13 protein-coding genes are annotated in these 13,483 nt (G+C 61.1%); 12 read left to right on the plus strand and 1 reads right to left on the minus strand.

Features of this window, described 5'->3' with window-relative positions:
• Positions 1-20 precede the first annotated feature (20 nt).
• The 7 genes from BQ4888_RS11455 (at position 21) to BQ4888_RS11485 (ending at position 9,131) form a co-directional block, all read left to right on the plus strand.
• The gene (locus BQ4888_RS11455; protein ID WP_092057390.1) at positions 21-2,120 is read left to right on the plus strand and encodes a chemotaxis protein CheA; all 2,100 of its coding nucleotides are present in this window, start codon (positions 21-23) and stop codon (positions 2,118-2,120) included.
• 376 nt (positions 2,121-2,496) lie between these two features.
• Positions 2,497-3,000, plus strand: a complete 504-nt coding sequence (locus BQ4888_RS11460) for a chemotaxis protein CheW (RefSeq protein ID WP_092057391.1) — start codon at positions 2,497-2,499, stop codon at positions 2,998-3,000.
• 63 nt (positions 3,001-3,063) lie between these two features.
• Entirely contained in the window at positions 3,064-5,091 is a 2,028-nt protein-coding gene (locus BQ4888_RS11465; protein ID WP_092057392.1) for a methyl-accepting chemotaxis protein, read from the plus strand.
• Positions 5,092-5,161: 70 nt separating this feature from the next.
• On the plus strand, positions 5,162-6,001 hold the full coding sequence (locus tag BQ4888_RS11470) for a CheR family methyltransferase (protein ID WP_092057393.1): 840 nt from the start codon (positions 5,162-5,164) through the stop codon (positions 5,999-6,001).
• On the plus strand, positions 5,998-6,483 hold the full coding sequence (locus BQ4888_RS11475) for a chemotaxis protein CheD (protein ID WP_092057394.1): 486 nt from the start codon (positions 5,998-6,000) through the stop codon (positions 6,481-6,483). The genes BQ4888_RS11470 and BQ4888_RS11475 overlap by 4 nt, the downstream gene beginning before the upstream one ends.
• Before the next feature lie 44 nt (positions 6,484-6,527).
• The gene (locus BQ4888_RS11480; RefSeq protein ID WP_092057395.1) at positions 6,528-7,595 is read left to right on the plus strand and encodes a protein-glutamate methylesterase/protein-glutamine glutaminase; all 1,068 of its coding nucleotides are present in this window, start codon (positions 6,528-6,530) and stop codon (positions 7,593-7,595) included.
• A gap of 195 nt (positions 7,596-7,790) precedes the next feature.
• The gene (locus BQ4888_RS11485; protein ID WP_092057396.1) at positions 7,791-9,131 is read left to right on the plus strand and encodes an NAD-dependent malic enzyme; all 1,341 of its coding nucleotides are present in this window, start codon (positions 7,791-7,793) and stop codon (positions 9,129-9,131) included.
• A gap of 183 nt (positions 9,132-9,314) precedes the next feature.
• Here the strand turns inward: BQ4888_RS11485 and BQ4888_RS11490 are convergent, their stop codons facing one another.
• Positions 9,315-9,776: an Hsp20/alpha crystallin family protein gene (locus tag BQ4888_RS11490; RefSeq protein ID WP_092057397.1), complete on the minus strand. Its 462-nt coding sequence runs from the start codon at positions 9,774-9,776 to the stop codon at positions 9,315-9,317.
• Positions 9,777-9,965: 189 nt separating this feature from the next.
• On the opposite strand from BQ4888_RS11490, the gene BQ4888_RS11495 reads away from it, so the two are divergent.
• From BQ4888_RS11495 to BQ4888_RS11515, 5 genes are all read left to right on the plus strand, one after another.
• Positions 9,966-10,442 (plus strand): RrF2 family transcriptional regulator, encoded by a 477-nt coding sequence (locus tag BQ4888_RS11495; protein ID WP_092057398.1) that lies wholly within the window; start codon positions 9,966-9,968, stop codon positions 10,440-10,442.
• Positions 10,443-10,461: 19 nt separating this feature from the next.
• A complete protein-coding gene (gene cysK / locus BQ4888_RS11500; protein ID WP_092057399.1) occupies positions 10,462-11,382 on the plus strand; it encodes a cysteine synthase A in 921 nt (306 codons plus the stop codon).
• An 89-nt stretch (positions 11,383-11,471) separates the two neighbouring features.
• Complete coding sequence (larE, locus tag BQ4888_RS11505) at positions 11,472-12,284, plus strand: ATP-dependent sacrificial sulfur transferase LarE (RefSeq protein ID WP_092057400.1); 813 nt, start codon at positions 11,472-11,474, stop codon at positions 12,282-12,284.
• Positions 12,285-12,465: 181 nt separating this feature from the next.
• Complete coding sequence (locus BQ4888_RS11510) at positions 12,466-12,891, plus strand: hypothetical protein (protein ID WP_092057401.1); 426 nt, start codon at positions 12,466-12,468, stop codon at positions 12,889-12,891.
• The gene (locus BQ4888_RS11515) at positions 12,888-13,403 is read left to right on the plus strand and encodes a thermonuclease family protein (protein ID WP_092057402.1); all 516 of its coding nucleotides are present in this window, start codon (positions 12,888-12,890) and stop codon (positions 13,401-13,403) included. The genes BQ4888_RS11510 and BQ4888_RS11515 overlap by 4 nt, the downstream gene beginning before the upstream one ends.
• Positions 13,404-13,483 lie beyond the last annotated feature (80 nt).

Below are 13,483 nucleotides of genomic sequence, written 5' to 3' on the forward strand. Positions count from 1 at the left end.
TTCTGAAGGAGGGATTGCCGATGTCGAGCCAACATGAAGCCTTTCGTGAAGAGGCCTACGAACTGCTGACCGCCCTGGAAAGTTCGCTCCTCGAACTGGAAGAGAGCCCCGGCGATATGGAGATCGTCGGCGCGGTCTTTCGCGCGATGCACACCATCAAGGGTTCCGGGGCGATGTTCGGTTTCGACGACATCTCCTCCTTCACTCACGATGTCGAAACGGTCTACGATCTGGTGCGCAACGGCGAGCTGCAGGTGACGGGGGAACTGGTCAGCCTCTCCCTGGCCGCCCGTGACCAGATCAAGGCGATGCTCGACGCTACCTGCGGCGGCGAGCCCTGTGACAATGTCCGTACCGAGGAGCTGCGCGCCGCTTTTCGTGCCCTGATTCCGGCCAAGGAGCGCGCTCCCGTTACCGTCCCCGCTTCTGCAAAACCGCAAAAGCCGGTAGCCGCCCGCCAGCGAACCTATCGCATCCGCTTTCGTCCTCACCAGGCAATCTCCCAGACCGGCACCAATCCTCTCTGTCTGCTCAACGAACTGCGCGAGCTCGGCAAGTGTCAAGTCATCGCCCAGGTCGACGACATTCCCTCCCTGGACGCGATCGATCCGGAACAGACTTATGTTTTCTGGGATGTCGTGCTCACCACTGATCGGGATCTCGATGCCATCAAGGATGTCTTCATTTTCGTCGAGGACGAATCCAAGATTCGCATCGATCTCATCGACGACGAGGAACTGCTCGGCAGCGACAGCAGCTACAAAAAGCTCGGCGACATCCTCATCGAGCGCGGCGATCTCACCCCGGAGGCTTTGCAGGAGGTTCTGCGCCAGCAGAAGCGGGTCGGCGAGATGCTGGTCGAGGCCAAGGTGGTCAGCCCCGCGAAGGTGGCTTCGGCCCTGGCCGAACAGCAGCAGGTCAAGGAAGTTCGCAGCCAGCAGCAACAGAAACAGCAGGGCGGCGGGGATGCGGCGAGCATCCGTGTTCCCGCCGATCGTCTTGATCGTCTGGTCGACCTGGTCGGCGAGATGGTCACCATCCAGTCGCGCCTGTCGCAGACCGCCCTCGGCCGCGAGGATGCCGAACTGATCTCCATCGCCGAGGAGGTGGAGCGCCTCACCGCCGAGCTGCGGGACAACACCCTCAACATCCGCATGCTTCCCATCGGCACCACCTTCAGCAAATTCAAGCGCCTGGTGCGCGACCTGTCGCAGGAGCTGGGCAAGGAGATCGAGCTGACCACCGCCGGCGCCGACACCGAACTGGACAAGACGGTCATCGAAAAACTCAACGACCCCCTGGTCCACATCATTCGCAACAGCATCGACCACGGCATCGAGGCGCCGGAGAAACGCGAGGCGGCGGGGAAGAAACGCCAGGGTTCGATCCGCCTGGCGGCCATCCACTCCGGCGACAGCGTCATTATCGAGATCGTCGACGACGGCGCCGGGCTCAACGAAGAGGCGATCCGGCGCAAGGCGGTGGAAAAGGGCCTGATCGGCGAGCAGGAGCAGCTTTCCCGCCATGAACTCTTCCAGCTGATCTTCGCCGCCGGGTTCTCCACCGCCCAGAAGGTCACCGGCGTTTCCGGCCGTGGCGTCGGCATGGATGTGGTCAAGCGCGCCATCGAGTCGTTGCGCGGCTCCATCGACATCGACAGCGTCGCCGGTCAGGGCACCACCATCCGTGTGCGCATCCCCCTGACCCTGGCGATCATCGACAGCCTGCTGGTGGCCATCGGCGAGGACTGCTACGTCATCCCCTTGAGCATCGTCGAGGAGTGCATCGAGCTGACCCGCGCCGACGTCGCCGCCGCCCACGGCCGCAATCTGGTGCGGGTGCGGGACCGGTTGGTCCCCTACGTCCATCTGCGGGAAGAATTCGCCATCACGGAGAAGCCGCCGGTGATCGAGCAGGTCGTCGTCACTGCCGTCAACGGGCATCAGGTCGGTTTTGTCGTCGACCGGGTCATCGGCGAACACCAGACCGTCATCAAATCCCTCGGGCGCATGTACCGCGACGTCCAGGGCCTCTCCGGCGCGACCATCCTCGGCGACGGCAAGGTGGCGTTGATCCTCGATATCCCCCAACTCATCCAACGGGCCGAGCAGACGGCCTGACCGCCGATCTTCCCCACGCAACTCATCCCCTGCGCCGAAGGAGTTTTTACAGCTCTTTCGGCGTTTTTTGTTTTAGTCAAAATTCAGACCACTCCTACAAAATTTTGACAGGGCGTTTTTCCTGTCTGGGCTTGGCGGAGCCTTTTTCTTAGCGCTCTCGAACCGGACTGAATGTGTCTTTTTTGTTCATTAAGTAGACAAGGGCCGTGATAAATACTTTGGCACGAGATTTGCTGTAAATTAAGCGCCAACTAATTGTGCTTATTGTGAGGTAAAAAATCACAGATAGTAGACTTGGCGCGAAATTGTCCCTCAAAACAGGCATAAACAGAGGTTACTGGAGGTTTTAAGGCTCTTTAGGAAAGGAGATGCAGGCATGGCGGAAGCAGGAGGCAGCGATAATCACCAGTATTTGACCTTCAAACTCGACGAGGAGATCTTTGCCTTGGGGATCGACAAGGTGCGCGAGGTGCTTGATTACACCAGCGTCACCAAAGTGCCCCAGACCCCCGATTTCATGCGCGGGGTCATCAACCTGCGCGGCAGCGTGGTTCCGGTCGTTGACATGCGCCTCAAGTTTGGCATGGCGAAAACGGAGAAGACCGTCAACACCTGCATCATCATTGTCGAAATCAACCTCGAAGGGGAAACGACGGTCCTTGGCGCTCTGGCCGACTCGGTGCAGGAGGTGCTCGATCTGGAACCGCAGCAGATCGAACCGGCGCCGAAGATCGGCACGAAACTGCGTACCGAGTTCATTCGCGGCATGGGCAAGCGCGACGAGCAGTTCATCATCATTCTCGATATCGACAAGGTCTTTTCCAGCGAAGAATTGGCATCGGTGCAGGGAACGATTCCGGGAGTGTCTGCCCCGGCGTAAAAAACGTATCGATTTTAGGCGGTTGTAATTGGGTTTGATCTTCATACATATCAGGAGGACAGGATGAAACTTGGAGTCAAGATCGGTCTCGGGTTCGCCGCGCTGTTGGCCATTGCCGCCACCCTGGGGATTCTCGCCATCGTCAACATGAGCACGGTTCGAACCCAATCGACCATGCTGCAACAAGAGTACGTACCCGAGGTCGCTATCGCCAATCAACTGGAGCGCAGCTCTTTCCGCACCATGTACGCCATGCGCGGTTACGGTTTCACCGCGGAACAAGCTCTTCTCGATACGGCACAGGAAAATCTCAAGGCTCTGCATGAACGGTTGGAGAACGCCAAAAAGCTTGGCGACGCTTCCCCCAACCTGAAAGCCCTGCGCCCAGCGGTGGAAAAAGTGGAAAAAGTGGTCAACGACTACGAAAATCTAGTCGAGCAGACCATCACCATCAACGCCGCCATGGACGAAGAATGGGAGCAACTCGATGCGGCTGCTGGTCAATACATGGAAAACTGCAACTCTTTCCTGGCCGGTCAAAACCAGCGGATAGAAGATGAAATCAAAGCCAACATTGGTGAGGCCGGACTGGATGAGCGGCTGAAAAAAATCACCCTGGTTAACGAAATTATCGACCTCGGAAATGCCACCCGCATTGCCGCTTGGCGTTCGCAGGCGGAACGGGACCCGAAAGTAATCGAAAACGCCAACGGCAACTTCGATCTGATGAAGTCCAAATTCGGGATGTTGCGCGCAATTACTCGCCTCGAAGAGGACCTCAAGCGCATCGATGCGACCGAAGCTGCGGCAATGAACTATCAACAAGCGATGAACGAGTTTCTTGGTCTTTGGCTGAAAAACAACGAACTGGGCAGGCAGCGCGGCGAAGTCGGCGACCAGGTTGTCGCCGAAGCCCGTGAAGTTGCCGTGGCCGGCATGGACGGCACCACCCGCATCGCCGAAGGAGCGGTTTCCGCTTTGGCCACCGCCAGCACCGTCATGATTGTCGGCCTGCTTGTTGCCCTGGTCGTCGGCATCACGATCGCCATCTTCATTACCCGCGCCATCACCAAACCGATCTTCAAAGGTGTGAAATTCGCGGAAACAATCGCCGTCGGCGACCTGACTCAACGTCTCGATATCGACCAGAAAGACGAGATCGGCCAACTGGCCAATGCCCTCAACACCATGGTCGACAAGCTGAAAGACGTGGTCGCCAACGTCCAGACTGCCGCCGACAACGTCGCCTCGGGCAGTCAGGAGCTTTCCGCTTCCTCCGAGGAGATGAGCCAGGGTTCCACCGAGCAGGCTGCCGCCGCCGAAGAGGCGAGCAGCTCGATGGAGCAGATGGCGGCGAACATCCGCCAGAACGCCGACAACGCCATGCAGACCGAGAAGATCGCCATCAAGAGTGCCCAGGACGCCCAGGAAGGTGGCAAAGCGGTGGCCGAGACGGTCGGGGCGATGAAACAGATCGCCGAGAAGATCAACATCATCGAGGAGATCGCCCGGCAGACCAACCTGCTCGCCCTGAACGCCGCCATCGAAGCGGCGCGGGCCGGGGAGCACGGCAAGGGCTTCGCCGTCGTTGCTGCCGAGGTGCGCAAGCTGGCCGAGCGCAGCCAGAACGCCGCCGGTGAAATCGGCGAACTTTCCGGCAAGAGCGTCGACATCGCCGAGAAAGCCGGGGAAATGCTGAGCCGCATGGTGCCGGACATCCAGCGCACTGCCGAGCTGGTGCAGGAGATCGCCGCTGCCAGCAAGGAGCAGGACACCGGCGCCGAGCAGGTGAATCAAGCGATCCAGCAGCTCGACCAAGTCATCCAGCAGAACGCTTCCGCCTCCGAAGAGATGGCTTCGACCTCCGAGGAGCTTTCCAGCCAGGCCGAGCAGTTGCAGGATACCATCGGCTTCTTCAAGGTCGATGTGCGCTCCTCGGGCATCGTGCGTAAACCGGCCGCGACGAAGAAAAACAAGCCCGCGACGGCTGCCCGGGTGAGCGGTGGCAAGAGCCAGGCCGAGTCCGGTGGTCTGCTTCTCGACATGAACAGCGGACGGGACAAGCTGGACGACGATTTCGAGAAGTTCTGATATAGCGCTATTGCAATGAATCGTAGGGGCGCAGCATGCTGCGCCCCTACGGTCCAACCATCGAGGGACCATGAGCCTGCATCCCAAAGATTTTCAGCGCCTGAGCCGCTTCATTTATGAAGAGCTGGGCATCAAGATGCCGGCGAGCAAGACGACCATGCTCGAAGGGCGCCTGGCCAAGCGGCTGCGCGCCCTCAAACTCGACGGCTACGGCGCCTACTGCGACTATCTTTTCAGTGACCAGGGGCGGGAAAACGAGATGGTGCACCTGACCAATGCGGTGACCACCAACAAGACCGACTTCTTTCGCGAACCGAACCACTTTACCTACCTCACCCAGACCGCCATCCCCGAACTCCTGAAAATCGGCACCGCCGAACGCGGCAAGCTGAAAATCTGGAGCGCCGGTTGCTCCTCCGGCGAGGAACCCTACACCCTCGCCATGGTCCTGAGCGAATTCCGCGAGCAGCATCCCCAGCTGGGCCTGCGTCCGCAGATTCTCGCCACGGATATTTCCAACCGGGTGCTCGACATCGCCCGACGCGCCGTCTATCATCAGGATCGCATCACTCCAGTCCCGCCGGCGGCACGGCGGAAATATCTGCTCAAGAGCAAGGACCGGGACAATCCCATCGTCCGTATCGCTCCCGAACAGCGCACCATGGTCAGTTTCGGGCGGCTCAACTTCATGGACGAGGAGTTCGGTCTGCGCGAGTTGCAGGACGTCATCTTCTGCCGCAACGTCATCATCTATTTCGACCGGGAAACCCAGGAGCGGCTGGTGCGCAAGTTCTGCCGCCACCTGCTTCCCGGTGGCTACCTCTTTCTCGGCCATTCCGAATCGCTGCACGGCTGCGACGTGCCGGTGACGCAGGTGGCGCCGACGGTCTACCGGAAGCCCCGGTCATGACCCCCCTGGAGCAGTTGCCGAAAATCTATCTCAAACCGGGAGAGCTGACGATCAACGAGCACCCCGCCGAGGTCGCCACGGTTCTCGGTTCCTGCGTGGCGGTGACCCTCTACAGTCCCCGGCATATCGTCGGTGCCATCTGCCATGCCATGCTCCCCCAGGGGGGAAAAAGGGGGGGCTTCAAGTATGTCGACGGCGCCCTTTTTCATATGCTCGAATGTTTCGAACGGCTCGGTATTTCCCGGGACGAGATCGAGGCCAAACTCTTCGGCGGTTCCGATATGTTTCCGGTGCTGCATCCGACGAAAGTCAACACCGTGGGGCGACAGAACATCGCCATGGCCCAGCAGCTCTTGCAGGAAGAAGGCTTGGTTCCCCGGGTCGCGGACGTGGGGGGACGGCAGGGGCGCAAACTGATTTTTTATCCCCATACCGGGGAAGTTTTTCTCAAGCGCCTGAAGAAAACCTGGCGCGACGGCTGAGATCCGCCGCCGGGTCTGTGGAATGTCGATGGAGGAATGAACGGATGGCGAAAAAAATCAAGGTATTGATCGTCGACGACTCGGCGGTGGTGCGCCAGACCCTGGCCGATATCCTCAGCTCCGATCCCGAAATCGAGATCATGGCCACGGCCTCCGACCCCTTCGTCGCCGCGGAGCGGCTCAAGGAGGGGGTCCCCGACGTCATCACCCTCGACGTGGAAATGCCGCGCATGGACGGGCTGACCTTCCTGCGCAAGATCATGACCCAGCACCCGATCCCCGTCGTTATGTGTTCCAGCCTCACCGGCAAGGGCTCGGAATCGGCCCTCAAGGCCCTGGAATACGGGGCCGTCGAAATCATTGAGAAACCGGCCCTGGGCACCAAACAGTTCTTGCAGGAAGCCCAGGTGCGCATCTGCGATACGGTCAAGGCCGCCGCCAGTGTCCAGGTGCGCAAACTCGCCCCGGCGAGCTTGCGTGCCGAACCGAAACTGAGCGCCGACGCGGTGCTGGCCAAACCGACCGGCAAGGCGATGATCCAGACGACCGAAAAGGTGGTGGTGGTCGGTGCCTCCACCGGCGGTACCGAAGCCCTGCGCGTCTTTCTCGAAGGCCTGCCCGCCGATACCCCCGGCATCGTCATCGTTCAGCACATGCCCGAGAACTTCACCGCCGCCTTCGCCAGGCGCCTCGACGGCCTCTGTCGGGTCACGGTCAAGGAAGCCGCCGACGGCGACACGGTGGTGCGCGGGCGGGCGCTCATCGCCCCCGGCAACCGTCATACTCTGCTCAAGCGCAGCGGCGCCCGCTACTACGTGGAGGTCAAGGACGGCCCCCTCGTCTCCCGCCACCGTCCCTCGGTCGATGTCCTCTTTCGCAGCGCCGCCCGCTATGCCGGCAAAAACGCCGTTGCCGCCATCATGACCGGCATGGGGGACGACGGCGCCAAGGGGATGAAAGAGATGCGCGACGCCGGCGCCCGCACCATCGCCCAGGATGAAGCGAGCTGCGTCGTCTTCGGCATGCCCAAGGAAGCGATCAAGCTCGGCGGCGCCGAATTCGTCATGCCCCTGGAGAAGATCGCCGCCGAGATTCTGCGCCTCTCTTCCTGATTCCATTCCCCTTTCGTTCCTCCCGTTTCTTTTCCCGTTGACCGCTTTTTGCGCCACGCCTATCATGCGCGAACAGACGAGGCATTGCCTTCGGCCGGGCAGCTGGTACCTTTATGGAACTCCGGTTGCTTGTGCCGGAGGATCAGGGGTCGCAGACAGCTGAAGATCGCTTGATTCAGAGGGAGAGGAGAGCTCATGGAAATCGAGAAGGGCGCGGGAAAACTGGCCAAGACGCTGCGGGTGATGATTCTCGACAAGCCGGGGTATCTCGGCAAGCTGACTTCGGCCATCGGCATGCAGGGGAGCAGCATCGGCGACATTCGGCTGTTGCGCATGGGTCTGACCCACAACACCCGGGAAATGACCATCTATGTCGATAACGACGAGCAGATGGAGGAGATTCTCGACAACCTGGCCAAGGTCGAGGGGATCATCGTCGAGGATGTCATCGACCTGGTCCATCAGCTGCACGAAGGGGGGAAGATCGCCATGAAGGGGACGCGCCCCTTGAACACCATCGGCGACATCCGCAAGATTTACACCCCCGGCGTCGCCACCATCTGTCGCGATATCCAGAAACGCCCGGAGCTGGCCTACAAATACACGGCGATTCCCAACCAGGTGGCGATCGTCACCAACGGCACGGCGATTCTCGGTCTCGGCGATATCGGCGCGGTCGCGGGGATGCCGGTCATGGAAGGGAAGGCGGCGCTCTTCGACCGGCTGGTGGGGGTGAGCGGCATTCCCATCCTGATCGAGAGCAAGGATCCGGCGGTGATCATCGAGACAGTGAAGAACATCGCCCCGACCTTCGGCGCCATCAAGCTCGAAGACATCGCCGCCCCCGAATGTTTCGAGATCGAGGACGTGCTCGACCGCATCCTCGACATCCCGGTCATGCACGACGACCAGCACGGCACCGCCGTCGTCGTCCTCGCCGCGCTGCTCAACGCCACCAAGTTTTCCGGGTTGATGCTGGGCAAGTCGGCGATCGGCGTCATCGGTCTGGGCGCGGCGGGGATGGGGATTTCCAAGCTGCTCCTCTCCTACGGGGTGAAGAAGGTCATCGGCACCGACTTGCAGGAATCGGCCCGGGAGCGTTTGAATGCGGCCGGCGGCGAAGCCGGGACCTTGTTGGATGTCATGGCCGGGGCCAATGTCGTCATCGCCACCACCGGTTGCCCTGGTCTGATCAAGCCGGAGATGGTCAAGAAAGGGCAGGTGATTCTCGCCCTCTCCAATCCCAACCCGGAAATCACCCCCGAGGATGCTGCCGCCGCCGGCGCCGCCTTTGCCGCCGACGGCAAGAGCGTCAACAACGCCCTCGGTTTCCCCGGCATCTTCCGCGGCGCCCTCAACGTGCGCGCCCGGGTCATCAACAATAAGATGAAGATCGCCGCCGCCAAGGCCATCGCCGCCTGTGCCGAGGAAGGGGAGCTCGTCCCCTCCATCCTCAACGACGAAGTCCATCAGAAAGTCGCCGAAGCGGTGGAGCGGGCAGCCCTGGAGTCGGGGGTGATCAAGCCCTGGGAGTAAGGGATGTGAGGAGAGAAGGGTGAGGGGTGAGGAGAACAGGCTGAAGACTGAAGTCTCTCGCTCCTCATCCTTCGCCCTATTTCATCATTCCTCACTCATCATTTCTCCTCACGCCGTTCAGCCTTCAGCCTTCAGCCTTCAGCCTTCGGCCTTCAGCCTTCAGCCTTCAGCCTTCAGCCTTTCCTACTCCTCCCCTTCGATCTGAATCTTCCGTCCTCCCGTTTCTTTCTTGCCGAGGGGCATGCTGATCTCCAGGATGCCGTTCTTGCAGATCGCCTGGATTTTGTCGGCGTCGGCTCCTTCCGGGAGCATCAGCCGTCGACGGAAGCTGCCGAAGTGGGTTTCCCGCACCAGGTAGTCGTGATCCTTGGCCTCCCGGTTCGCCTTGCGCTCGCCGCTGACGGTCAGCATATTGCCGTCGACGCTGACATTGAGCTCTTCCCGTTTCACCCCGGGGACTTCCACCTCGACATAGAAGGTGTTGTCTTTTGTGTAGCTGTTGATGGCCGGGGTGCCCATCCCGAGGCCCTCGCCGGGTTCGCGGGTCAGACCGAAGGTGCGGCGGAACATTTCGTCCATTTCCCGGTGCAACTGGCTCAGTTCCTTGCTTAGATCCCGAAATGGATCCCAACGGCTGGGTAACATAGGCTCTCTCCTTTCCCGCTGATGGATCGTTTATTATACCTTTACGTTCTCCCGTCGCCCTGTCAACCCACGCCGTCGTGGAAATTCAATTTATGAATGCCCGTGATCGGTGCGGGGGAATTAAATTCTTGACACAAACGATAGAGTTAGATAAATGTTCTAGTAACAATTTTTTGGAGGGAAACTCTGATGAAATTTTCGACTAAAAGCCGTTACGGACTGCGTGCCCTGTTCGACATGGCCTACCATTCGGGAAATCTGCCGACGCAGATCAAGGATATCTCCCGGCGGCAGGACATCTCGCCCCGTTATCTGGAACAGATTTTTCAGGATCTGAAGAAGGCCGGACTGATCAAGAGCCGACGTGGGCCGCAGGGGGGGTACATGCTCGCCCGCAAGCCCGAGGAGATCACCGTTCGCCAGATTCTCCTCGCCGCCGAGGGCGATCTGACCCTGGTTCTCTGCGCCCGGGAGGATTGCGAGGAAAACAAAGGGAAGGGCAAGTGCGATTTCGACAGTCGCTGCGTCACTCAGCAGGTCTGGGCCGAGGCGACCCGGCAGCTCTCCGCTTATTTCGATTCGGTGTCCCTTAAGGATCTCTGCGAGCAGGGCAAGACCATGGGGTTGGAGAAGGAACTCGATCACCGCTTTATGTATTACATCTGACCGCAGCACGGAGGATTTCATGCCGGCAACCACAAGTACCAGCCCCTTGGGGCAGATCGGCCAAACCCCCCTGGTCCAAATCACCCGCCTTGGCGACGGGAGCGGGGCCGCCGTTTGGGGGAAACTCGAATCGATGAATCCCGGCGGCAGCGTCAAGGATCGTATCGCCCTGGCCATGATCGAGGCGGCCGAGCAGCAAGGGCTACTCAAACCCGGCGCGACCGTGGTCGAGCCGACCAGCGGCAACACCGGCATCGGTCTCTCCCTGGTCTGCGCCCTCAAGGGCTACAAGCTGATCCTGACCATGCCTGACACCATGAGCCAGGAGCGGCGGCGACTGCTCGGGGCATACGGTGCCGAGCTCGTTCTGACCCCCGGCGCCCAGGGGATGCGCGGCGCTATCGACGCCGCCGAGGAACTCGCCCGGGCGAAGAAGGGCTACATGCCGCAGCAGTTCAAAAATCCCGCCAACCCCCTCGTTCACGAACGGACGACCGGACCGGAGATCCTCGCTGCCCTCGACGGTGCGGTTGACGCCTTCGTCGCCGGGGTCGGCACCGGCGGCACCATCACCGGCGTTGGGCGGGCGCTCAAGGCGCGCAATCCCCAGGTGCACATCGCGGCGGTGGAACCGGCCGATTCGGCCGTTCTTTCCGGCGGTGATCCGGGTCTGCACAAGATCCAGGGGATCGGTGCCGGCTTTGTCCCCGATGTTCTCGATACCGCCATTTACCAGGAGGTAATCCGCGTCGGCAACGACGACGCCATCGCCACCGCCCGCAAGCTGGCCCGGGTCGAAGGGCTTTTTGTCGGCATTTCCGCCGGCGCCAACGTCTTCGCCGCCCTACAAGTGGCCCGTAGGCTCAAGCCCGGCCAGAATGTCGTGACCATCCTCTGCGATACCGGCGAGCGCTATCTGTCGACGGGGATTTACGACTGAGGCGTGAGGGACGAGGAATGAGGAATGAGGAATGAGGAATGAGGAATGAGGCGTCTTCAGTCTTCAGCCTGCAGCAATTAAAGGATCGCATGTCGGATCTGGATGCTAAATATCTGCGTTTGCAGGAGTTGTTGCGCGGTCTGGGCTCGGTGCTGATCGCTTTTTCCGGTGGCGTCGATTCGACCTTGCTGCTGCGCGTGGCGGTGGAGGTTCTTGGCGCCGAGAAGGTGCTGGCGTTGACCGCGACCTCGCCGACCTATCCCCGCTACGAGTTCGAGGAGAGTTGCGCCTTGGCCGCGACCTTCGGGGTGCGACAGTTGGTGGTTGAAAGCGACGAGCTGCAGATCCCCGGTTTCGCCGAGAACGACCGGAGCCGCTGCTACCATTGCAAGAAAGAACTCTTTTCCCTCTGCCGCGCCAAGGCCTTGGAACTCGGTTTCGCCGAGATTCTTGACGGGTCGAATCTGGATGATCTCGGCGATTTCCGCCCCGGGCGTCAGGCCGCCGACGAGTTGCGGGTACGCTCGCCCCTGCTCGAAGCTGGGCTCGGCAAGGAAGAAATCCGTGAGCTCAGCCGTCGCTTCGGCTTGCCCACCGCCGAAAAACAGCCCTTCGCCTGCCTCGCATCCCGCTTTCCCTACGGCACGGAAATCACCGCCGAGCGGCTGGCCCAGGTGGAGCGCTGCGAGGATTTCCTGCGGCAGCGGGGGTTTCGCAACTATCGGGTGCGCTATCATGGCGATATCGCCCGCATCGAGGTCGCGCCGGAAGAGTTGGCCCGCTTTGGCGACGACACCCTGCGGGCCGAGGTGGTGGCCGCATTCAAGGCTGCCGGGTTCACCTACGTCGCCCTCGATTTGCAGGGGTATCGCAGCGGCAGCATGAACGAGGTCGCCGCCTGAACGGCTGATGAAAAACGCCCATCTGCGGCGTTGCCCTCGTCCTCGTCGCTACGACGTACCTGGCCGGTACGCCTCGCTCCTCGAACTTCGGGCGCCTTGCACCTGGGCATTTTTGATCAGCCTTAAGAAGGTCGGTATTTTTAGCGACCGGTCCGGCCTTCATCATCCAAGGAGGGATCCGATGCAACGCACCAGCGCCCTGATCGCCGTCTGCTTCTGTGCCGGGCTGCTCGCCGCCCTCGGCAACAGCATCGCTGCCTGGCTCGGCGGCCTCTGGGGGATTACCGCCCTCTTCGGGGTCGACATGGCTCCCGAGTTCACCCGCGCCTGGCTCTATCCCCGTCTGGTCTGGGGCGGCCTCTGGGGGCTGCCCTATTTCTTCGTCATCCGCTACCTGCACCTGCGGCGGCGCTGGGTGCGCAAGGGGCTGTGGCTGAGCCTCCTCCCTACCCTCGCCCAACTCCTTTTCTTCTTTCCCCGCTTCACCGAAGCCGGCTGGTTCGGTCTCGGCCTCGGCGCCGCCACCCCGCTCTTCGTCATCCTCTACAACTTGGTCTGGGGATTTTTCCTCGGCGTCTTCGCCCGGCTGCTTTGGGGACGCGGATGAGGTCATTTTCCCCTTTCCGCTTCTTTTGGATCCTCCTTTTTCCCCTGCTGCTCCTGCTCTTTTTCGGCTGCGCCGATGCCGGGCAGGGGGAAGTCGGCGGCCGCGTGAGCTGGGTCCATGACGGTGACACCCTCAAGGTCGACGGCATCGGCACCGTGCGGATGATCGGCGTCGATGTGCCGGAGACGGCCGCTTCCGAGCGCGACCGGTATCTGCGCCGGCAAGGCGTCTCCAGTCCGATCCAGCGGCAAACGGCGAAAAAGGCCCTGCATTTCGTCATCGACGAAGCCAAGGGGAAGACCGTACGCCTGCGCTTCGACGGCGACCGCCAGGACCGCCACGGCCGCACCCTCGCCTACGTCATCCTCCCCGACGGCCGCAACCTCAACCGATTGCTCCTCGAAGAGGGGCTGGCCGCCGTCTACCGGCGCTTCGATTTTCAGCTAAAGAAAGAGTTTCTGGCCGCCGAAAAAGAGGCACGGGACGCAGGCCGGGGGATGTGGAAAAAATAGCCGCCCAGCCCCGAAAATCCCCCTTTCCCGCCCGTTCGTTTCCGCTTTTTCCTGCCGCAAACGTCGCGAAAAAAAACTAA

Origin of the sequence: Desulfuromonas acetexigens, from assembly GCF_900111775.1 — a bacterium.
GTDB classification, from domain to species: Bacteria; Desulfobacterota; Desulfuromonadia; order Desulfuromonadales; family Trichloromonadaceae; genus Trichloromonas; species Trichloromonas acetexigens.